Source organism: Streptomyces sp. NBC_00988 (assembly GCF_045162645.1).
GTDB lineage: Bacteria > Actinomycetota > Actinomycetes > Streptomycetales > Streptomycetaceae > Streptomyces.
In genome coordinates this window covers 5,122,194-5,142,740 of the sequence record NZ_CP108730.1, presented here as the reverse complement: position 1 = coordinate 5,142,740, position 20,547 = coordinate 5,122,194, and the positions used below count along the sequence as shown (strand labels likewise).

22 protein-coding genes, 1 pseudogene and 1 riboswitch are annotated in these 20,547 nt (G+C 68.2%); of the genes and pseudogenes, 12 read left to right on the top strand and 11 right to left on the bottom strand.

Annotated elements, in window-relative coordinates; translation table 11 throughout:
* Nucleotides 1-29: 29 nt before the first annotated feature.
* Complete coding sequence (locus OG496_RS23385) at nucleotides 30-386, top strand: co-chaperone GroES (RefSeq protein WP_026150372.1); 357 nt, start codon at nucleotides 30-32, stop codon at nucleotides 384-386.
* Between the two features lie 66 nt (nucleotides 387-452).
* Nucleotides 453-529, top strand: a riboswitch (guanidine-III (ykkC-III) riboswitch).
* 34 nt (nucleotides 530-563) lie between these two features.
* Complete coding sequence (locus tag OG496_RS23380; protein ID WP_405948283.1) at nucleotides 564-884, top strand: DMT family transporter; 321 nt, start codon at nucleotides 564-566, stop codon at nucleotides 882-884.
* A gap of 16 nt (nucleotides 885-900) precedes the next feature.
* On the opposite strand, the gene OG496_RS23375 is transcribed toward OG496_RS23380, so the two are convergent.
* Nucleotides 901-3,336, bottom strand: a complete 2,436-nt coding sequence (locus OG496_RS23375) for a transglycosylase domain-containing protein (protein WP_405972286.1) — start codon at nucleotides 3,334-3,336, stop codon at nucleotides 901-903.
* A 221-nt stretch (nucleotides 3,337-3,557) separates the two neighbouring features.
* Between OG496_RS23375 and OG496_RS23370 the strand changes: the two genes are divergently transcribed.
* The 4 genes from OG496_RS23370 (at nucleotide 3,558) to OG496_RS23355 (ending at nucleotide 7,146) form a co-directional block, all read left to right on the top strand.
* The gene (locus OG496_RS23370; RefSeq protein ID WP_366490542.1) at nucleotides 3,558-4,358 is read left to right on the top strand and encodes an ABC-2 family transporter protein; all 801 of its coding nucleotides are present in this window, start codon (nucleotides 3,558-3,560) and stop codon (nucleotides 4,356-4,358) included.
* A gap of 88 nt (nucleotides 4,359-4,446) precedes the next feature.
* Complete coding sequence (locus OG496_RS23365; RefSeq protein WP_405976689.1) at nucleotides 4,447-5,223, top strand: ABC transporter permease; 777 nt, start codon at nucleotides 4,447-4,449, stop codon at nucleotides 5,221-5,223.
* 5 nt (nucleotides 5,224-5,228) lie between these two features.
* Nucleotides 5,229-6,221 (top strand): ATP-binding cassette domain-containing protein, encoded by a 993-nt coding sequence (locus OG496_RS23360; protein WP_399392072.1) that lies wholly within the window; start codon nucleotides 5,229-5,231, stop codon nucleotides 6,219-6,221.
* Between the two features lie 67 nt (nucleotides 6,222-6,288).
* Nucleotides 6,289-7,146, top strand: coding sequence for a DUF1707 domain-containing protein (locus OG496_RS23355; protein WP_405972285.1), 858 nt, complete (start codon nucleotides 6,289-6,291; stop codon nucleotides 7,144-7,146).
* Nucleotides 7,147-7,222: 76 nt separating this feature from the next.
* Here OG496_RS23355 and OG496_RS23350 read toward each other — a convergent pair whose 3' ends face one another.
* Nucleotides 7,223-8,584 carry an SGNH/GDSL hydrolase family protein gene (locus OG496_RS23350; RefSeq protein WP_405972284.1) on the bottom strand — a complete coding sequence of 454 codons (1,362 nt, stop codon included), beginning with the start codon at nucleotides 8,582-8,584 and terminating at the stop codon, nucleotides 7,223-7,225.
* A 105-nt stretch (nucleotides 8,585-8,689) separates the two neighbouring features.
* On the opposite strand from OG496_RS23350, the gene OG496_RS23345 reads away from it, so the two are divergent.
* The 3 genes from OG496_RS23345 (at nucleotide 8,690) to OG496_RS23335 (ending at nucleotide 11,280) form a co-directional block, all read left to right on the top strand.
* Complete coding sequence (locus OG496_RS23345; RefSeq protein WP_405972283.1) at nucleotides 8,690-10,054, top strand: DUF445 domain-containing protein; 1,365 nt, start codon at nucleotides 8,690-8,692, stop codon at nucleotides 10,052-10,054.
* A gap of 397 nt (nucleotides 10,055-10,451) precedes the next feature.
* On the top strand, nucleotides 10,452-10,886 hold the full coding sequence (locus tag OG496_RS23340) for a hypothetical protein (RefSeq protein ID WP_405972282.1): 435 nt from the start codon (nucleotides 10,452-10,454) through the stop codon (nucleotides 10,884-10,886).
* A gap of 13 nt (nucleotides 10,887-10,899) precedes the next feature.
* A complete protein-coding gene (locus OG496_RS23335; protein ID WP_405972281.1) occupies nucleotides 10,900-11,280 on the top strand; it encodes a VOC family protein in 381 nt (126 codons plus the stop codon).
* A gap of 294 nt (nucleotides 11,281-11,574) precedes the next feature.
* Here the strand turns inward: OG496_RS23335 and OG496_RS23330 are convergent, their stop codons facing one another.
* Both OG496_RS23330 and OG496_RS23325 read right to left on the bottom strand, forming a co-directional pair.
* A complete protein-coding gene (locus OG496_RS23330; RefSeq protein ID WP_405972280.1) occupies nucleotides 11,575-11,886 on the bottom strand; it encodes a hypothetical protein in 312 nt (103 codons plus the stop codon).
* A 234-nt stretch (nucleotides 11,887-12,120) separates the two neighbouring features.
* Nucleotides 12,121-13,047: pseudogene (locus tag OG496_RS23325) on the bottom strand (hydrolase); the annotation flags it as partial.
* A 375-nt stretch (nucleotides 13,048-13,422) separates the two neighbouring features.
* Between OG496_RS23325 and OG496_RS23320 the strand changes: the two are divergent.
* The 3 genes from OG496_RS23320 to OG496_RS23310 are packed head-to-tail and all read left to right on the top strand — an operon-like array spanning nucleotide 13,423 to nucleotide 15,576.
* Nucleotides 13,423-13,884, top strand: a complete 462-nt coding sequence (locus OG496_RS23320; RefSeq protein WP_405972279.1) for a hypothetical protein — start codon at nucleotides 13,423-13,425, stop codon at nucleotides 13,882-13,884.
* Between the two features lie 4 nt (nucleotides 13,885-13,888).
* Nucleotides 13,889-15,226, top strand: coding sequence for a hypothetical protein (locus OG496_RS23315; protein WP_405972278.1), 1,338 nt, complete (start codon nucleotides 13,889-13,891; stop codon nucleotides 15,224-15,226).
* A complete protein-coding gene (locus OG496_RS23310) occupies nucleotides 15,223-15,576 on the top strand; it encodes a hypothetical protein (RefSeq protein ID WP_405972277.1) in 354 nt (117 codons plus the stop codon). The genes OG496_RS23315 and OG496_RS23310 overlap by 4 nt, the downstream gene beginning before the upstream one ends.
* Before the next feature lie 123 nt (nucleotides 15,577-15,699).
* On the opposite strand, the gene OG496_RS23305 is transcribed toward OG496_RS23310, so the two are convergent.
* The 7 genes from OG496_RS23305 to OG496_RS23275 form a co-directional block, all read right to left on the bottom strand.
* On the bottom strand, nucleotides 15,700-16,551 hold the full coding sequence (locus tag OG496_RS23305) for a hypothetical protein (protein ID WP_405972276.1): 852 nt from the start codon (nucleotides 16,549-16,551) through the stop codon (nucleotides 15,700-15,702).
* Nucleotides 16,552-16,756: 205 nt separating this feature from the next.
* Nucleotides 16,757-17,359: a DUF5753 domain-containing protein gene (locus OG496_RS23300; protein WP_405972275.1), complete on the bottom strand. Its 603-nt coding sequence runs from the start codon at nucleotides 17,357-17,359 to the stop codon at nucleotides 16,757-16,759.
* A 179-nt stretch (nucleotides 17,360-17,538) separates the two neighbouring features.
* Nucleotides 17,539-18,024, bottom strand: a complete 486-nt coding sequence (locus tag OG496_RS23295; protein WP_399392052.1) for a hypothetical protein — start codon at nucleotides 18,022-18,024, stop codon at nucleotides 17,539-17,541.
* A 90-nt stretch (nucleotides 18,025-18,114) separates the two neighbouring features.
* Nucleotides 18,115-18,339 carry a DUF397 domain-containing protein gene (locus tag OG496_RS23290; protein ID WP_405972274.1) on the bottom strand — a complete coding sequence of 75 codons (225 nt, stop codon included), beginning with the start codon at nucleotides 18,337-18,339 and terminating at the stop codon, nucleotides 18,115-18,117.
* A gap of 559 nt (nucleotides 18,340-18,898) precedes the next feature.
* Nucleotides 18,899-19,729: a helix-turn-helix domain-containing protein gene (locus OG496_RS23285; RefSeq protein ID WP_405972273.1), complete on the bottom strand. Its 831-nt coding sequence runs from the start codon at nucleotides 19,727-19,729 to the stop codon at nucleotides 18,899-18,901.
* The gene (locus OG496_RS23280) at nucleotides 19,719-20,237 is read right to left on the bottom strand and encodes a DUF6879 family protein (RefSeq protein ID WP_405972272.1); all 519 of its coding nucleotides are present in this window, start codon (nucleotides 20,235-20,237) and stop codon (nucleotides 19,719-19,721) included. The genes OG496_RS23285 and OG496_RS23280 overlap by 11 nt, the downstream gene beginning before the upstream one ends.
* Complete coding sequence (locus OG496_RS23275; protein WP_405972271.1) at nucleotides 20,221-20,433, bottom strand: hypothetical protein; 213 nt, start codon at nucleotides 20,431-20,433, stop codon at nucleotides 20,221-20,223. The genes OG496_RS23280 and OG496_RS23275 overlap by 17 nt, the downstream gene beginning before the upstream one ends.
* Nucleotides 20,434-20,547: the final 114 nt, after the last annotated feature.

Here is a 20,547-nt window from a genome sequence, read left to right as displayed (position 1 = left end):
ACGGGTCCTGGGCAGGTAGGTTCGTGGGCGTGAGCGCCAAGAGAGACGAGCAGAGCACCCAGCACGACAAGCTGCCCATCCGGATGCTGCACGACCGTGTGCTCGTGCGGCAGGACAAGAGCGAGGGCGAGCGGCGTTCGGGTGGCGGGATCCTGATCCCCGCGACGGCGGCCGTGGGGCGCCGACTGGCCTGGGCCGACGTCGTCGCCGTAGGACAGAACGTGCGGACCGTGGAGCCCGGCGACCGGGTTCTCTACGACCCTGAGGACCGCGCCGAGGTCGAGGTGCGCGGGGTCGCCTACGTCCTCATGCGCGAGCGGGACCTGCACGCCGTCGCCGCCGACCGGTTCGAGGGATCCGAGGACTCGACCGGCCTGTATCTGTAGGACGCGTACCTGTTGTAAGCAGCAAGCCTCTAAGGGGCTGGTGACCATCGTCACCAGCCCCTTTTGCCGTCTCTTTGCTACGTTGGAAAGGAACCCGACGAGACGCGCCGTACCGGGACAGCGACACGGAAAGACGACGCACCCCCGTTCAGTACGTACGTCTCGGAGGTGCCTGTCATGGCGTGGGTTCTGCTCGTCGTCGCCGGTCTGCTCGAAGTCGGCTGGTCGATCGGGATGAAGTACACGGACGGCTTCACGCGGCTCGTCCCCAGCGTGTTCACCGGCGCCGGCATCGTCGCCAGCATGCTGCTGTTGTCGTACGCCGCGAAGTCGCTGCCCATCGGTACCGCCTACGGCGTCTGGGTCGGGATCGGCGCGGCGGGGGCGGCGGTGCTCGGCATGGTGGTGCTGGGTGAGCCTGTCACCGCCGCCCGGATCTTCTTCGTGTCTCTGCTGCTGGTCGCCGTCGTGGGGCTGAAGGCCACCTCCGGTCACTAGGCGCCGGCAGGACCGGTCACTCCTTCTTGCGGCCGGTGCTCTGGGGGCCGGCGGTCGTTCCTCCGGTCGTCGTGCCGTCGGTGGTGCCGTCGGTCGTGGTTCCTGTGGTGCCGCCGGTCGTCGTGCCGTCCGTGGTCGTGCCCGTCGTGCCGCCGGTGGTCGTGGTTCCGCCGTCGGTCGTCGTGCCGCCCGTGGTCGTGGTGCCGTCCGTCGTGGTGCCCGTCGTGCCGCCGGTCGTCGTGGTGTCGCCGCCGGTGGTCGTCGTGCCGCCGTTCGTCTGGCCCTGCGTCTGACCCTGGTCGCCCTGGCCGCCGGTGGTGGTCGTACCGCCGTTGTCCTGGTCGCCCGTCGTCGCCGGCTGGCTGGGCTGCAGGCTCGGGGGCGCTACCGTCTCGGCGCCGTCCTGGAGCTGGAGGTCGAAGTCGCTCGCCTCGGTGCCCTTGAGGGCGGACTTGGTGTACTGGGCCCAGATCTCCGCGGGCGCCCCGCCGCCGTTGACGCGTTCGAGGCCCATCGCGCCGTAGAGCGACTTGTGGGCGGCGGTCGTCGGGTCCTGGCCCATGACGGAGACGACCGTCGCCAGGTCGGGGGTGTAGCCCGCGAACCAGGCCGCCGTGTCCTCCTCCGCCGTGCCGGTCTTGCCGGCCGCCGGGCGGTCGGCGGCCTGGGCCGCGGTGGCCGTGCCGTTGTCGACGACGCTCTGCAGGACCGAGGTGGTGGTGTCGGCGGACTCGCGGCTCACCGCGCGGGTCGTCTTGTCGGACGGCAGCTTGATGTCGTTCGTGCCGTCCTTGGTGATCTTCGAGATCATCGTGTACGTGTGCCGCTGACCGTGGTTGGCGATCGTGGCGTACGCCTCCGCCATGTCGAGGACGCTCGCGGTGGACGGGCCGAGCGCGATGGACGGGGTCGCGGTCAGGTCCGGGGTGTCGGACGGGATGCCGAGGGCGATCGCCGTCTGCTTCACCTTGTCCGGGCCTACGTCGACTGCCATCTGCGCGTACACCGAGTTGACGGACTTGTCGGTCGCCGTGCGGACGGTGATGTCGCCGTAGGAGACCTCGTCCTCGTTCTCCGGGGCGTACGAGCCGCCGTTCCAGCCTTCCACGGGGCGCTTGTTGGTGCCGTCGTAGTAGGTGTTGGGCGTGATGGTCTGGCCGTCCTGGGTCTGCGAGTCGTTCTGGATGGCCGAGGCGAGGACGAACGGCTTGAAGGTGGAGCCCACTTGGAAGTCGCCGCGGGTCGCGCCGTTCGTGTACTGCTTCACGTAGTCGACGCCGCCGTACATCGCGACGATGTTGCCGGTCTTGGGATCGACCGAAGCCCCGCCCGCGCGCACGTAGTTGTCGACCTTACGGCTCTTCTTGTCGAGCTTGGACATGACTTGGTCGTTGACGGCCTTCACGAAGGCGTCCTGCTTGCTCTTCTGGAGCGTGGTGGTGATGCGGTAGCCGCCGGCTTCGAGGGTGTCCGCGTCGATGATCTTGTTGGTGGTGAGGTAGTCCTTGATCGCGCCGACGATGTAACCGCGCTGTCCGGACATGCTCGTTGAGGCCGTCGCCTCCTTCGGCATGGGGAACTTCATGCCGGTGCGCGCGGACTGGGTGAGCCAGCCCTTCTTGACCATGCCGTCGAGGACGTAGTTCCAACGGGCCACCGCAGCGGCCTTGTTCTCCGGATGCGCCACGACGTCGTACTCGCTCGGCGCGTTCAGCAGCGCGGCGAGGTAGGCGCCGCGGCCGGCGTCGAGTTCGGTGGCGTCCTTGCCGTAGTAGGCCTGGGCGGCGGCCTGGATGCCGTAGGCGTTGCGGCCGAAGTAGCTGGTGTTGAGGTAGCCCTCCAGGATCTCGGACTTGGACTCCTCGCGGTCCAGCTTGATCGAGATGAAGAACTCCTTCACCTTGCGGGTGACGGTCTGCTCCTGGCCCAGGTAGTAGTTCTTGACGTACTGCTGGGTGATCGTCGAGCCGGACTGGGTGCCCTTGCCGGTCGCGGTGTTCCACGCGGCGCGGACCATCGCCTTGGGGTCGACGGCGGACTCGGTGAAGAAGTCCCGGTCCTCGGCGGCCAGTACGGCGTGCTGGGCGTTCGCGGAGATCTGGTCGAGGCCCACGTTCTCCCGGTTGACCTCGCCGTCGCGGGCGAGTTGGGAGCCGTCCGCATAGAGGTACACGTTGGACTGCTTCATCGCGAGGGCGTTGGCGGGCGGGATCTTGACCAGCGAGTAGCCGAGGAAGAACGCGCCGATCAGCAGCGCCACGAGCACGACGAGCCCGCCGAGCGTCATCCGCCAGGTCGGGATCGCCCGCCGCCATCCGGTGCGCTTGGGCCGCTTGGCCTTCTTGGGCTTCTCGCCGCCGGGCGCGCCGGGCGCCTCGGGTGCGGCGGCCGCTTCCGGCTCTCTCGGTGCCCAGCCCTGGTTCGGCTGCTGCGGCTGCGGCTGGTCGCTCATGTCGTGCACGGACTCCTGTTTCGCGTCGTACCGGCCCGCACTGCCTCGTACGTTCCTGTACGGCCTTGTGCGCTTCTGCGCCCCCAGACGAAGACTCTCGCACCATGCGTTCCGTTCCCGCCGATCGGCACGCACTTGCCCGGAAAATGCGTGGCGTGCGTCACCACCTGCGGACTAGGCTCCTGCGCTTCGGTGTCAAGACGTGGTGGAGGGTGGTTTCTGTGGGCGCTGGGCGGTTGTACGCGGCCGTCGCGGCGGGGGGTTTCAGGCGGTACGCGACGTACCGGGCGGCGACGCTCGCCGGGGTGTTCACCAACACGGTCTTCGGTGTGGTCCTCGTCTACACGTATCTGGCGCTGTGGGACCAGCGGCCGCATCTCGGGGGGTACGACCAGGCGCAGGCGGTGACGTACGTGTGGCTGGGGCAGTGTCTGTACGCGACGCTGGCGATCCAGGGCGGCGGGTTCGAGAAGGACCTGATGGAACGGATCCGCACGGGCGACATCGCCGTCGACCTGTACCGGCCCGCCGACCTCCAACTCTGGTGGCTGGCAAGCGACTTCGGACGCTCCCTGTTCCAACTGGTGGGCCGGGGCGTGATCCCGTTCACCTTCGGCGCGCTGTTCTTCCCGATGGCGCTGCCCACGGACGTCCTGTCCTGGGCGGCCCTCCTGGTGGCCCTGCTGCTCGCGATCCTCGTCAGCTTCGGCATCCGCTACCTCGCGGCCCTGAGCGTGTTCTGGCTGATGGACGGCACGGGCATCAACCAGGCCATGATGATCCTGGGGATCTTCTGCTCGGGCATGGTGCTCCCGCTGAACGCGTTCCCGGGCGCGCTCGGCGACGTCGTCCGCGCGCTGCCGTGGGCGGCGCAGATCCAGCTGCCCGCGGATGTGCTGATGGGGAAGACCGATCCGCTCCACGCGTACGCCTTCCAGGCGGCCTGGGCGGTGGCGCTGCTCGCGGCGGGGCGGCTGATGCAGTCGGCGGCTACGCGGAGAGTGGTGGTGCAGGGTGGCTGAGACGACCCGAACGAGTGAGGGGACGACCCTCCGGTACCCGGGTGACGGTGAACTCCCGCGCTGGCGCGAGGGGTTGCGTGCCTACGGGATGATCGCCGGGATGTGGATCCGGTCGAGCATGGCCTATCGCACGTCCTTCGTCATCACCGTGGTCGGCAACCTCCTGGTGACCGGCCTCGACTTCGCCACGATCCTGCTGATGTTCTCGCAGGTCCACTCGCTGGGCGGCTGGTCACTGCCCGAAGTCGCCTTCCTGTACGGCCTGTCGGCGACCGCGTTCGGCATCTCCGACCTCGTCCTCGGCTCGATGGACGTGCTCGGCGCCCGCATCCGCGACGGCTCCTTCGACACGCTCCTCGTGCGCCCCGCGCCGGTGCTGGCCCAGATCGGCGCCGACCGGTTCGCGCTGCGCCGCCTCGGCCGGATCACCCAGGGCGGCCTGGTGCTCGGGTACGCGCTGCTCCACATCGACGTCGACTGGACTGTCGGGAAGCTGCTGTTGGTGCCGGTGATGCTGGTCTGCGGGGCGGCGATCTTCGGGGCGTTGTTCGTGGCGGGCGCGGCCTTCCAGATCCTGGCGCAGGACGCGGCCGAGGTGCAGAACGCGTTCACCTACGGCGGCAACACCCTGCTGTCGTATCCGCCGGTGGTGTTCGGCAAGGACTTCGTGCGGGGCGTGACCTTCATGCTGCCGCTCGCCTTCGTCAACTGGGTGCCCGCCTCCTATGTGCTGGGGCGGCCGTACCCGCTGGATCTGCCGCCGGGCGTGCAGTTCGCGTCGCCGCTGGTGGCACTCGCCTGCTGCGCGCTGGCCGGGCTGGCGTGGCGGGCGGGGCTCAAGTCGTACCGAAGTACGGGAAGTTGAGGACTGTGGACGAGCACCGCATTCAAGACGAGCACTTCATCCAACTCGACCGCGTCGAGAAGGTCTTCGACGTGCGCAAGAAGACCGGGTTCATGAAGCGGGAGCGGCGGCAGGTGCGGGCCGTCGACTCGATCTCCTTCACCGTGGCACGCGGCGAGATGGTCGGCTACATCGGTCCGAACGGCGCCGGGAAGTCGACCACCATCAAGATGCTGACCGGCATCCTCACCCCGTCCGGGGGCCGGCTGCGGGTCGCCGGCATCGACCCGTCCCGCGAGCGCACCCGGCTCGCGCACCGCATCGGCGTGGTCTTCGGCCAGCGGACGACCCTGTGGTGGGACCTCCCGCTGATCGACTCGTACAAGCTGATGCACCGCATGTACCGCATCCCGGACGCCCGTTACGCCGCGAACCTCGACCGCTGTGTCGAACTCCTCGAACTGGGCGCCCTGTTGGACGTCCCCGTACGGCAGCTCTCCCTGGGCCAGCGGATGCGCGGCGACATCGCGGCGGCCCTGCTGCACGACCCCGAGGTGCTCTACCTCGACGAGCCGACCATCGGCCTGGACGTCATCTCCAAGGCCAAAGTCCGGGAGTTCCTGCGGGACTTGAACGCCGAGCAGGGCACCACGGTCCTCCTCACCACCCACGACCTCCAGGACATCGAGCAGCTCTGCTCGCGCGTGATGGTCATCGACCACGGGCGCCTGATGTACGACGGTCCGCTCGCCGGGCTGCACGAGGCCGGGGAGAGCGAGCGGACGCTGGTGGTGGACCTGGAACGGGAGTTGCCCCCGATCGAGGTGCCGGACGCGCGGGTCGTGAAGGTGGAGGGCCCCCGGCAGTGGCTGGCCTTCCCGGCGTCGGAGTCGGCGGCTCCGCTGGTCGCGCGGATCGCGGCGGAGTACCCGATGGTGGACCTGTCGGTACGGGAGCCGGACATCGAGGCGGTGATCGCGAAAATGTACGCGGAGCAGGCCGAGAAAGCGGCCATGTGACAGGAGGGGAAGGCGGTCTCGCGGTCCCTCGTAGCCCTGCGCGGAGTCACCTCGTAGGCTGCTCTGTATGACCGACGACGCAGTCCCGGAACTCCGCGCATCCGACGCCGACCGTGAGCGGGTCGCCGAGGTTCTGCGCGACGCCGTCGCCGAAGGCCGCCTCGACATGGAGGAGTTCGAGGAGCGTCTGGAGGCGACCTACAAGGCGCGGACGTACGGCGAACTCACGCCCATCACCCAGGACCTGCCGGTCGCCGGGGTCACCCCGCCGCCGGTGAACATGGTCAAGGAGCCGGTGGACAGCGGGAGTTGGGCCCGGCGGATCGTCGGCGGCGAGGGGTCCTCGACCGCCGCCGTGGCCATCATGTCCGGGTTCCAGCGCAAGGGACGCTGGACGGTCCCGAAGCGGTTCACCGCCGTCGCCTTCTGGGGCGGCGGCGAGATCGACCTGCGCGAGGCGAACTTCGCGGACCGCGAGGTCGAGATCAACTGCGTCGCGATCATGGGCGGCGCGCAGATCATCGTGCCGCCGGGCGTCGAGGTCGTCGTCCGCGGCATCGGCATCATGGGCGGCTTCGACCACAGCCAGGAGGGCGTTCCGGGCGACCCGGGCGCCCCGCGCGTGATCATCACCGGCTTCGCCTTCTGGGGCGGCGTCGGCGTGGAACGCAAGGTGACCCGCGCGGAACGCCAGCGCCTCAAGGAGGAGCGGCGCCAGGAGAAACTGGAGCGCGGCTCGTCCGCCAAGCAGCTCTACGGCTCCCACCGCGACGCCCTGTCCGGCCTGCACGACGCCCACCGCGAGGCCATGGACGAGCACCGCGAGGCGATCCGGCGCCGGCACGAGGAGCGCAGGGAACGGCACGAGGAGCGCCGCGAGCGGCACCGGGACCGGCGGGAGCGCAGGCACCGGGACTGGGACTGAGTTCCTGAGGTTTCCGGGAGGGCGCCGAGCCGCCGCCTCACCACGGGGACTTACGACTGGGACTTACGACTGGGACTTACAACTGGGCGGGGACCGCGCCCTTGAGGTCCGCCAGGTCGATCGTGGCGGCCATCTTCCGGTAGCCCCGGTCGCTGGGGTGGAGATGGTCGCCCGAGTCGTACTCGGAGGCGAACCGGCGCGGGTCGTACGGGTCGCGGAGCGCCTTGTCGAAGTCGACGACGGCGTCGTAGACCGTGCCGCTCCTGATCGCCGTGTTGACCTGTTGGCGTACCGCGTTCCGGCCCGCCGAGTAGCGCGGGTGGCCGCCGAAGGGCATCAGGGTCGCGCCGATGACCTTGATGCCGCGGGCGTGGGCCTGGCGGACCAGGGTGCGCAGGCCGGTGAGGACCCGGTCGGCGGTGGCGCCGTGCAGGACGTCGTTGACGCCGAGGTCGATGACGACGACCTTGACGTTCGGGCGGCCCAGCACGTCACGGCCGAAGCGGACGAGACCGCTCTGGTTCTCGGCGGGCCGGCCGGCGAGGCTCGTCAGTATCTGGTTGCCGCTGATGCCCTCGTTGACGACGCTGTAGCGCGGCACGTCCCGCCCGGCCGCGACGGCCGCGTGCAGCCGCTGCGAAAAGGCGTCCGGCCAGCGGCGGTTGGCGCTCTCCGTCGAGGTGGACCCGTCGGTGATCGAGTCGCCGAACGCGACGACCGTCCCGTTCGCCTGGTCGCTCAGCACGTCCACCGCGGTCAAGTACCGCCAGATCGCGGTGCGTTCGAGGTACGGCGTGCCGGTCGCGTCCTCGGCGTGGTCGCCGTCGGCGAGATAGGAGATCTGCCGCGCGTACGGGTGGTAGGTGACCGGTCCCGACGCGGTGGGGGAGTAGGTGGTGACCAACAGGTCGGCGCCCGCCGGGACTTGGAGGCGCACGGCGTCGCTGAGGGTCTGCCGCCCGGCCGGGATGGTGACCGAGGTCGCGCCGCCGAAGGTGAGCCGCCGCATGGTGCCCGCGGCCGCCGCGGAGCTGTTGCGGGTGGCGGCGACGGCGATCGAGGCGTGCGTGATGCTGAGGGGGGCCCGGCCGTAGAGGTTGGAGAGGGTGATCCGGGCGCCCGCGCCACCGGCGCTCGTGTGGACGATGTTGCGTACCGAGCGGCCCGCCATGCCGGTCTCCTCCGTGCCGGTCTCGGCGCGCACCGGGGCGGCGGCCCAGGCGCCCACCCAGGTGCCTGCGGAGGCGGGGGCGGCGGAGCTGCCGCCGGAGCGGGAGCCGGCGGAGTTCTTCCCGTCGTCGCCCCGGCTTCCGTCGCCGGCGGAGGCCCCGACGTATATGCAGGCGGAAAGGACCACGATCAAGGTGATGATCGCGGCCAGCAGGGCACGCTGCTTGGTGGGGGACACCCCCAGACCCCCGTCACGACGCTTGGTCACGGGTACGGATCTCCTCGGGTGAGTGGCAGGGTCCTGCCATTTTGCCCGATCGGGTGAGTACGGGAACTCCTGTTCCGTTCCGGGAGTCGGTCAGGAAGGGACAATATGTACGGTACCGGCGAACGGGTGGAGCGGATGGAACGGACAGAAGCGGGGGCGGGAGCCAGGGCTGGGGCGGCGACCGAGAGTGACGGGTCCCGCCGCACGATGACCACCTTCAGCGCGGCCGACCAGGAGCGGCAGCGCGGCGTCCGCCGGATGAAACTGACGGCGCTCGCCCTGTTGCTCTTCGTGGCCGTCGTCTACGTGCTCGCGAAATGGGCGTCGCACTCGGGCGCCGGTCCCTGGACGGGCTATGTCGCCGCGGCGGCCGAGGCGGGCATGGTCGGCGCGATGGCCGACTGGTTCGCGGTCACGGCCCTCTTCCGCCACCCGCTGGGCCTGCCCATCCCGCACACCGCGATCATCCCCACCAAGAAGGACCAACTGGGCGTCTCCCTGGGCGAGTTCGTCGGCGAGAACTTCCTCTCCGAGGAGGTCGTACGGCAACGCCTGCGCGCGGTCGGCATCGGCAGCCGCCTCGGCGCCTGGCTCGCCGTACCGGACCACGCGGACCGCGTGACGGCCGAGCTGTCGGCAGCGCTCCGGGGTGCCCTCACCGTCCTGCGGGACTCCGACGTCCAGGCGATCGTCGGCGAGGCGATCACCCGCCGGGCCGACGCCCAGGAGATCGCGCCCGGGATAGGGAAGACGCTGGAGAAGATCGTCGCCGACGGCGGTCACAAGCGGGTCGTCGACCTGATCGTGGCCCGCGCGCACGACTGGCTCGTCCTGCACGACGAGCAGGTCATGGACGCGGTCGAGGGCGGCGCGCCCGGCTGGACCCCGAGATTCGTCGACAAGCGCATCGGCGAGCGCGTCTACAAGGAGCTGCTCCGCTTCGTCACCGAGATGCGCGACATGCCCTCCCACCCGGCTCGCGGCGCCCTGGACCGCTTCCTCGGCGACTTCGCGGCCGACCTCCAGTCCGACACGGAGACCCGCGCGCGTGTGGAGCGCCTCAAGGGCGAGGTCCTCGGCCGCGGCGAGGTCCAGGACCTGATCGCCAGCGCGTGGACGTCCGTCCGCTCGATGATCGTGTCCGCCGCCGAGGACGAGCGCAGTGAGCTACGGCTGCGGGTGCGGGCCTCGCTGCTGTCGCTGGGCGCGCGGATGGCCGTAGAACCGAAGCTCCAGGCGAAGGTCGACGGCTGGGTCGAGGGCGCGGCGGTGTACGTCGTGACGACGTACCGCAAGGAGATCACCTCGCTGATCACCGACACGGTGGCGGGCTGGGACGCCGAGCACACGACCCGGAAGATCGAGGCGAACATCGGGCGTGACCTGCAGTTCATCCGGATCAATGGCACGGTGGTGGGGTCGTTGGTGGGGTTGTTGATCTATACGGTGACACGGCTGGTGGGGGTGTAGGAGCGGGTGCAGGCGCGGGTGTAGGGGCCGATTCCCGGGGGCACCTGGAGGGGGTTCGCTCGACGAGGAGGGACCTCGATGGCCAGTGCCAGTGCGAGTGCGAGTGCCGGCACCCCGGCCGGGAGCGGCGGCGGGCTGCCGATCAGCTCCGGCCAGGTCACCGGTATCGCGGCGGGGCTGGTGGCGGCGGCGCTGGCGGGGCGGGCGGGCGGAGGGGCGGTCGCTGGAGGACGTGGCCACGCTGTTGACGGTGAAGTCGCCTTCGGTCGGTGCGGCGGGGTCAGCGGGGTCGGCGGGGTCGGTGTAAGGGTGCCGGGTCCGGTGGATCCGGCAGACCCGCCGGATCTGAGTACTCGTACTCTGTCGCGGCCCCGCCCCGCGGATGACCCTCGTACGTATGACCGAGAAGCTGCTGAGCCCCCTGCGGACGCGCCCCTGGCCGGAACGGTGGCTGACCCGCACACTCGGCGCCGTCCTCGCGACGACGGCGTACGTCGTCTGCGTCCCGTCGGGATCGGTACCGGTACCTGTGCCGGCATCGGATGAGGCGCCCGGTGGCGGCGGGTTGGCGCTCGCGGTGATCCTTCTGCTCCTGGCGGGCTACTTCGGCCGCAGGGACGACCTGGCCTGGCCGTTGCTGCTGGTGGCGGTGCCGCCCGCGGTGCAGATGTACCTGTCCTTCGAGTCGGAACAACCGCTGGCATGGGCGTTCGCGACGCTGGTGATCGCGGCGGGCGCGCTGGTCGCGGCGACGGTGGGACGCTGCTTCAGGCCGCGCGGCGCGGAGGACTCGACCGACGGTGTGCTGTGCGCCGCCGCCCACCGACCGTGAGGAGCCGTACCCGATGACCATCCGCAGGATCGTCCCCGACTTCCAAGTGGCGGAAGGGGGTGAGGACTCGATGGCGACGAACGCACACTTCTACGGCCTGCTGGGCTTCGAGGAAGTCATGCACCAAGGCTGGGTCATGACCCTGGCCTCCCCCTCCAACCCCACCGCCCAGATCAGCTTCCTCACGGAGGAACGCACCGCCCCCGTCGTCCCCGACCTGAGCGTGGAGGTCGAGGACGTCGACGCGGTCTGGGCCGAGGTGGTGGCCTCGGGCGCGGAGATCGTACGGGAGCTGCGGGACGAGGCGTGGGGGGTACGGCGGTTCTTTGTGCGGGATCCCGGTGGGCGGGTGGTGAATGTGCTTGGGCATCAACGGGGCGTTGCGGACAGGTGAGTTGGGGGCGTCGGCGCGCCGGGCGGGGTGGGGCGGGACGGCGCCGAATGGACTCGGTGCGCCGGTTGCCGAGCCGAGTCGGCTACGCGGACGCCGGGTGGGGCGGGCGTACCGGGTTGCGTAAGTCAGCTGCGCCGGCGCCCAGTTGCTCAGGTGTGCCGGTCGGTGGGTGAGTCGGCGGGCTGGGCTGGATGAGTCAGGCGCACCGGTGCCGAGCAAGTCAGGCGCGCCGACGCCCAGTTGGGCAGGGCGCGCCGGTGCCGGGTGAGTCGGATGCGCCGGTGACCGACGGAGTCACGCGTTCCGGTCGGCGATCGCCCAGGATGCGAGGGCTACGGCGCCGGCGACCCCGAAGACCGCGGGCCAGGCGCCGACCTTCTTGGCCAGGGGGTGGGAGCCGGCGAACGCGGCGACGTAGGCGACGGTGAGGGCCCCGGCCGCCTTGCCGCCGGCCTGTTGCCGCCACTGCTGCGCGGCGGTGGCCCCGGCAGCGGCGAGGACGACCCCGCCGAGCTGCCGCTTCCTGGTCCAGCGGGCCACGCCGTACCCACCGACGAGCCCGCTCGCGGCGATCACCGCGCTGGGAACGCTGGGGACCTTGGCCATGACGTGCCTCCTGGAGCTGACGGAACGGATGGAACCGAGCTGACCTGCTGTCGCCACCGAGGCTAACGTGCGGCCCATTTCGACGGCTGTCAGGTCCCCCGGTCCGATCCGGAGCGGTCCGATCCGATCCGGAGCTTGACCATCCCGGTGTGCGGACCGGGTGTGCGGACCCGGGGTTGGGGCACCCCGCCCCGAGTCCGCACCACTCTGTGCCCTACGACCTACGGCTCACGAGGAGAGCCACTCCGTGGCGTTGAGGGCGAGGGCGGCGTTGGTGGCACCGGTGTCGTTCCAGCCGTCGTAGAGCGTGTTGCCGGACTGGCCGGTGCCGTCGTCGACCGGCGAACTGTCGCCCCAGAACGCGACCTTGCCGCTTCCGAAGGTGCTGGTGGCGAAGAAGGCGCCGGTGTTCCCGGAGTAACCGCTGCGGTACAGAAGCCCCTTGGCGGCGGAGTTGTCGGCCGGCTTGATCGTGGCCGTGGTGCCGTTGGCGATCAGGCTCTTGGTGACGGTGCCGAAGGAGCCGTGCAGCACCGGGTTGCTGCTGTCGCTGATGGCGGCCGGGTAGCCGGAGCTGATGTTCAGCGAGTCGATCGAGAGGCCGAACGGGTCGGTCGAGTCGACGCTGTTGTTCGTCATCAGGTCGTTGAGGATCTGGACCGCGTCGTAGCCGTCGTTGTTGCGGTCGGACCCGGTGTGGTCGGAGATCATGAACAGCCCGCCGCCCGCCTTCACGAAGTTCATGATGGCGGTCTTCTCGGCGGTCGTGAACTTGATGTTCGGCTCGGGCAGCACGAGCGTGTCGAAGTTCGACAGGTCGGTGGCCGAGGAACCCCCGTAAGTGAGCGCGCTGGTCGCGGTCTTGAGGCTGTAGTCGCCGGTCTTCTGCAGGGCGATGCCCCACGACGAGAGCGCCCCGGTCCAGTCCTTGTCGGAGGAGGGGGAGGAGTCCTGGGACAGCGGGTCGGGCTTGCTCGTGGAGATGATCCAGTCGGCGTTGCCCGCCTCCTCGGCGTGCCCGTCGTCGAACAGCACGCGGTGCGTGGTGGCGGCGTGCGCGGGCGTGACGGTGGCCGCCTGCACGGCAGCGCCCGTGGCGAGCATGCCGAGGACGGTGAGGGCGGTGGTGAACCTACGGCGTGACGCGTAGGCGAGTGTCATGGACTTGCCAAGACTGAGCATCCGGTGAACCTCCGTGAGTGGGGGGATTCCATCAGTGGGGGTGGAATGAACAGGGGTGCGGGTGCGGTGGGTGTCGCGGGCGTTACGGGTGCTGCGGATGTCACTGACTGCGGTGAATCTTCGCGCGTAGAACGGTAGTTGAGTGATCACCGATCGACACACGGGAGGACGGTACACAGAGGGGCGGGGGTGTCGGGAGGGGGCCTCGGCGGTTCACGTAGATCTCTTACTTCACGACCCGGCGCCGACCTCTTTTGGTCAACTCTTGATCGTCCTTGACCTGTTCGTGGCAGACTTGGAGGGGCGAGATGTGTGTGCTCGCGCGATGTCACGGCTGAACGGGGGACGGGGATCATGTCGTGGGACGAGGAATGGGCACAGCTCAAAGCGGACGCGCTGGCGCGGCAACAGCCGTCGGCGGGGATGCGGTTGAACCAGTTGCCGGCCGATCCGGGCGGTTCGTCCACCGGGCCGGCCGGCGGTGGCGCGGACGGGTTCTCTGTCAACGCGGGCTCGGTCGACGGGAGTTCGCATCTGCTCATCGAGATCGCGGGAGTCCTGTACGAGGGACGCATGGACGGGGAGAACGCCACGATGGCCCGGGTGCCCCGGTCCCACCCGGACGTGGCCTCGAACGTCGAGGCGTTCGCCCGGTTCGCCCAGGACCAGTACACGGACGCGGTCGTCCTGCTGGCGGCACTGTCGGGCAGGCTGAAGTCCGCGAACAACGCGTACACGCAGTACGACGGTGACGTACGCGGGCAGCTGAACTCCGTTCTGGTGGCGGGTCGTTACACCGAACCAGGGAACCGGTGATCCCGTGGCCCACCGCGAGGACGTCGAGTTCCTGGAGGACGCGAACCCGGCGCTCATCGGCCGTAGCGCCGCCGAGTTCATGCGTTTGCACAAGTTGATCGACACCACCGACGACGCCTTCCGGAAGGCGGTGAAGGTTGACTGGCGGAGCGACGCCCGCGAGCTGTACGCGAAGCGGCTGAGCGAGGCCAAGGGTCTCACCGACGCCCTGTCGGAAGCCTTCCGCAGAGTGGGGAACGCCCTCACGACGTATGCGGACGCGGTCACCACGGCCAAGAGCCACTACAAGAGCGGCAAAGCCAGCGAAGGCAAACTGTCCGAGGTGATGTCCCGGGAGGCCACCGCCGTCACCCCGACCGCCCGCGCAGCGGAGCCCATGAGGCAGTGGGAGGACCTCCGGGCCACCACGGGCGTCATGGACTGGTTCGCGGAACTGACGGTCGACGTCGACGCGATCCGCGAGGACGCCGAGCGCTACTACAACCAGACCAGTGGCCACTACGGCGACGCCCTGCGCGTGGAGTCGGAGGCGCGCGAGACGTGCGTCGCGGACATCAAGGCCGCCAACCGTTCCCTTCCCGACTTCCAGAGCCCCATCGCGGACCCGGGTCAGTTCCTCAGGAACCTCGGCCCGTTGCAGGCCGAGGCGCGCCAGGCGAGCGACAACCCGTACGCCCAACTCCCGGGCGCCGGGCCGAAGGTGGACTCGATCCCCACCATGGGCGGGAACGTCGTGGTCAACGAGACGCTGTCACGCATCCAGACCCGCATCGACGGACTGCCGGGCGCCGAGGGCAACAACTACTGGCTGCCGTCGAACTCCGACGAGAGCCGCCGCCAGTACATCTCGGCCAACAGCGCCGTCATCAAGGCCGCCGCCCAGGACGCGGGCCTGCCGCCCGAGATGGTCGCCGGCATCGCCTGGCAGGAGGTCGAGGGCGATCCGGGCGTCCTCGACGACCTGGCCTACGAGGGCCGCAAGGTCCTCCCCTTCAGCGAGGACCCCGACCGCACCTCGATGGGCCCCATGTCCATCCAGGTCCGCCGTGCCGCCGAGGTCCTCGGCTACGACCCGAACCACCTGACCGACATGCAGCGGGACGTCGTGGTGGACTCGATCAAGGACCCGGCCAGGAACATCTTCATCTCCTCGGAGTACCTGGCCCAGCTCAAGGCGGAGAGCGGCTTCGCGGATGTCCCGCCGGACCGGATGACCCGAGCCCAGCTGCAGGAGCTGGCCGCTCGCTACAACGGCGGTCCCTACTATGAGGACCCCGCTGCCCAGGCCTACGGTCGCGGTTTCGACCGCAAGCTGGACGACGCCAAGGAGGCCCTGAAGTGACCAGCCCTGTCCGCCCCTCGACCCCTCACGCGGACGTGCGGGCGCCCCGCCCCTCGCGCACCCGCATCGCGTCCGCGCTCTGCGCCCTCGTCCTCACCCTGGGCCACCTGGTGACGGCCTACCTGACGCTCCTGGCCTACGCGGCGGACCCCTCGGGCCCCTGGGACAGCGAGACGGTCGCCCACTCGAACTTCGCGGCGGGCACTGCCCTGGCGCTCACGGCGGTTGTAGCGGGGCTGAGTCGGGTGTTCGTCAAGGCGGGATGGGTTCGCAGGTGGTGGTACGCGGTTCCGGCGGGCCTGGCGGTCGCGGCGCTGCTGCGACTGACGCTGCTGGCTCCGGAACTCTGACCGGTCGGTTCGGAAAAAGAGAGGGGGTGCCGGGCGCCGTGATGGAGGCGGCCCGGCACCGGAGTACTGACGTGTGGTGCTGATGTGTGGTGCTGATGTGTCGTGGTGCTGCCGAACCGCCGCTTACCGTACGTCGACGAAGTCGCCGGGCGCTGTCGCCGCGGCGGTGGTGGCGGTGCCGGCGAAGACGTAGCGGTAGTAACCGTCGACCGTGGCCTTGGTGGTGGTCTTCAGGACGCCGGTGCTGTTGGTCTTGACCGTCTTGAGGGTGGTGTAGGTGCTGCTGCTCTTCTTCCGGAACTGCAGCTTCACGGGCTGGGACACATAGCCCGCGTACTTGCCCGTCGACCAGTTCGCGCGCGCCAGCTTGCCCGTGACCGTGATGGTCTTGCCCTTCTTGACCGGCTCGGGCGTGGCGTTGGCGGTCAGCGTGGAGGCCTTCTTGATCGAGGCGGTGGCGACGTCGTCGTTGTAACTGGCGTTCGCGTACAGGTCCCAGGCCCCCAGGAACAGCTTCCAGGTCCCGGCCACGCCGTTGTCCTTCATATCGGTGGCGGGGTGAATGTTGAAGACGGCCTTGCAGGTGTACGTGCCCTGGGTCGCCGTCTCCGTGCAGTTGGGGTCGTCGTCCGTCCCCAGCCCACCGGTGATGCCGTCCGTGGTCGAACTGTCGGTCCCCTGCCACAGGAACGCCTCAGTGAGGGCGACACCGCTGGCGTCCGTGGCGGTGTACGTGACGGTGACGGACTTCGTGCCGGTGGTGCCGAGGACGATGTCCTTCCCGCTGTTGATCACGGCGTGCGAGAACTTGGTGTTGCCCAAGGAGTCTCTGGGCTGAACGGACGTCGAGGCGAAGGAACTTAGCTTCACCGCCGCACCCGTACGCTTCTCCGCCGCCTGGGCGGCCACCGGAAGAGCGAGCGCGGACAGAACGACGGCACCGGAGACAACGGCAGCCGCAACGCGTATACGCATGAAACCCCCACAGGAACCTGAGAGGCCCGCCCAAGTCTCCCCTTGGCCAGGCCTGTTGATCTCCGCATGATATGGACTAAGTTCGGAAATGGTGAAGATCTCTTGTGCAATAAGTGCGTAACGGGCCAGTGGGGCTTGGGAGTTGGTATCGACCAGGCCTCGACGGACCACTAGCCGGCGCCGGTGGTGCCAGTGCCGTTGATGCTCAGGTGTTACTCCAGAAGGCAAGGGCCTTGTTGATCAGGCTCCTTGCCGAGTCTCCGTAGCGTGCCGCACCGCTGAGGGCGTCGAATGCCTTGTGGTGGAGGGCCAGTTCATCGACGTCGGTGATGTCCACGCCGCAGGAGACGAGTTCGTAGTGGGCGCGGTCCTCACCCATGTTGAATCCGGGCATGGGGACGATGCCGAACTCGGCGTCGGCAGGGAGGATTCCAAGGCCGAGCGAGGGGAGGTCCATCTCGCGAAGGAGACGCTCCAACTGCTCGCACATGACCAGACTGCCCCCAACGTTCGTGTACAGGGCCTGCTCGCCGAGGACCACGTCATAGCGGTGCTCACCGTCGTACAGAACCTGCTGCCGCTCCATACGCTTGGCCACCCCCGCCGGTACGTCGTCCGGAACTCCGAGAAAGTCGACGACGCGGCTCAGGACCACGGTCGCGTAGGCCTCGGTCTGGACCGTGCCCCAGATCATGTTGGGGACGTATGCCTTGCCGTGCCGAGTCTGCTGATACCAGCCGATCACCTCGTCCTGGATGTCTTCCGTGCCGGTGGACAGGCGCTGTTGCCATGGGGTCGAACTGGTCACGGTGTCTCTCCTGTCGGGTGTGTGGAAGAACCTAACCGTCAAATCTTCCAAAGGCGGTGTGAAGTAGCCCAGTTGCTCAGGGATCAGACAGTGCAATTCGACCGGTGAGCAGGGTGTCGTGATGGGCGAAGGTGAGGCGAGATCGATGTCGCCCAGGCCACGCTCGTTGCTCGACTGGGTCATTTCCGTTCCTCAAACGAGGGGACAGGGCACACGAGTTCAGGCATCGAATGATTCGGAGTGCACGTCACCACCGCCAGTGACAGGTAGGCGGGCCGTTCGAGATAGAAGCCGAGCGATACATCAGCGCTCGAATCCAGCCTTTCGGCGGCTGAGTTGACGAGGCGTGACAGAGCGTCGGCGTCGCGATCCCTCGCGCAGGCGAACCGAGGCGCGTACTCAGCCAGCCGCTCCCCGATCCAGGCCGCCGCTCCCTTGGCCTCAACCCACGTGCCGTGAATCAGAGATCGCGGCTTGACGAGCCAGTACGCCGTTTCCAGAGGTGGAAGATCTGTGACGGGGAACTCCGCGGCCACCTCGCGATACCGCTGGATCAGCTCCTGCCTGCTTCCGGCAGGAGGTGGCTCAGGATGCGGTGGCCGTCGTAGGGCTTCATTGTCGAAGCGCCCCTTCGGGCCGACCCACAGATAGCCGTGATGGTGCACCGCTCATCCTCGTTGGGGCTCGAAGCAGGTGGGACCAGCCGGCCCGGATCCCAGGGATCGAACGGGCCGGGCCGGCTGGCGAGGGGAGGGTCAGACAGGCAATCCGAATCGCGTCGGGTCGATTCCGGCTACGGCCAGTTCCTCCGTCGTGAATCGCAGGGGTTCTGCACCTGGCCGCTTGCTGTCGCCGAGGGCCCAGGCGTTGTTGCCGATCCGGGCAAGGGTCACGCACCCTTCTGTGCAGGGTCCTCCACATGCCTTCGCGAAGGACGCCCCGTCGATGGCCAGCTCGTACAGATCGCTTCCGTCCAGCATCACTGCACCTTCCTGCTCAACTGCCGCGGCCACACTTGACCGCCGCCGCCCTTGTGGGGCGGGAGTTCATGGGTTGGAGGCATGCGCTTCAGAAGGTGGACGTGCCATTGCGTCGCATGCACCCCTGGCACCTGCACGGAGGCCATTCCGCGGTGATCAAGGGGGCTAGGTCGTCCGTTGCGAAGACGGCTCGCTCGGGTTCCCAACTCCGTCCGGAATCACGAGAGATGCGCATAGTCATCAATGGAGGGTCAGCACGGGGGCCGGATTTCTCTGCAGTGCTCACGAAGGGTGCGCCTCTGCCTGGTGTCGACGCAGATTCACGTTTGCGTCAGACACCGCACTGTAATCGCCTCCGGAACGGGCATTCCATCGACCTAGGCAGATAGCCAGACACTCGCTGCATGTTGGCACCGCTCTAGGTTCCGTAGGGATATTCGAAATCCCGTGACCCTGAGGCTTATGCACGCCCGTCATTCATCCTCCCCGGCTTATGACTCAATCATCTTCCACCGGTCAACGGATGTGGACGAGCTTTATTCCCGTTGTCTACTAAAGATCAACGGTAGAGATCTGCCCATTCCTGAAGGAAGGCTCTGGCTGGCTCCCCGAACTGGGCCTTCTGCTCATACTGCTTGAACACGTCCAGATGTTCGGCAATGTCTCGGGAGTCACGGAAGACGGTTCGCCCCGTGAATGTCTCGACCGTGGCCAGCCTCTCGTCGTAGACCGTGAACGTGTTCATAGGGCCACGGCTTATGGTCGTGCCCATGGGTATGAGACCCATTCGTATGTTGGGCAGGTGGGACAGAGAAGCCAGGCGGTCGATCTGTACGGCCATGGCGGTTGGGGGAAGCACTGCCCATCTGACGGCCTGCTCTGTGAGCAGGAACGTGAAGCGCTTCTCGGTGTCGTAGAGCACCGCCTGCCGCCCCAACTTCCGTGCCACCGCCTTCGATACATCTCCGGGCGAGTATTCGAGGCTGGATCGAATGTACTCGGGTGTCGCCAACAAGCCTGTAATCATTGCGGGAAGGAAGTAGCGGAGTTCCTTGGCCTCAGCTTCCAGGCCGGCCAACTCTGCCTGACGCTTCTCCAGGCCGCGCCGCCACGACGAGCGGATGGGTTGCCATTCGGTGTTTGCCAGACGAGCAAGTGCCGTGACTTCGGCAACCAGTTGTTCGGGGGCATTGAGAGCCCGCAGGATGAGTTCGACGTCGATCAGACCAGGTGTGATCTCGGCCGTTTCGATCTTGCTGATTTTGGATTGAGACACATTGCAACGCGAGGCGAGCCGGACTTGGGACAGTCCAGCTCGCTTGCGTAGCGTTCTCAGCGTCTCAGCCAGGTCTGCTTTGGATTGCCCCAGCTGCTGTGGATCAAGAGTCAAAGCCCTTCACGTACTCCTCAAAGGGCACCGACTCCGCGAGGGCGATGCCCTGATACTCCCGGAATGGCTCCGGCGCGCCCTCGTACACCTCCCGGCTGATCTGAGTCCCGTCCTGCTCATAGTGCATGAGCACGATCTGTGAACGGTCGAACATCCAGAAGTCCTGGACTCCGGCCAGGGGGTTGGTGCGGTTGGTCACGTCAAGGATGCGGACGGCCTCCCCGGCTTCGACGTTGTGCCGGTAGTGCTCGAACTCGAAGCGGAGATAGTCCGAGAGGGGCTGAGTCACGATGTGTACCCGCCCCACACTGCGACCGCCGGCCACGTATGCCTTGACCCGGTCAAACCAAGGCTGCGTGGTATCGCGGGTGACCGACTCCCCGGCCAGGAACCGGCTTATCGCCTCTTCCTCTTGCGGCACGCGGTAGACGGGCAGAGTCTCCAGGCGCCACGCCTCCTGCTCCATGCCGTCGAACGTCCGCCGCCAGTCGTCACCAGCCAAGAGCACGGACAGCCTCCTTCAGAACCGCCTCCGGGATCTCCACGAGCGCTTCCCCTGCAGGCGGGTCGAACGCGCTCGACGGATCCCCCTGGATCACGAATGACCCCGACGCGGTTCGGTAGACGTTGGGGCAGTCATCGCCCCCACACTCGCCGTTCCCGTTCCCGTTGCCGGTCAGTCGGGTCAGTTCTTCACGCGCCATCGTTCCCCCTTCACGCCAGGCAAGGCCACTCCCTACCTCGGGCTTGACGCTAGGGCGGCTGGCCGACCTGCGTCTATGACGCCACGGAGATATTCCGGTAGTGGGGTACTTGAT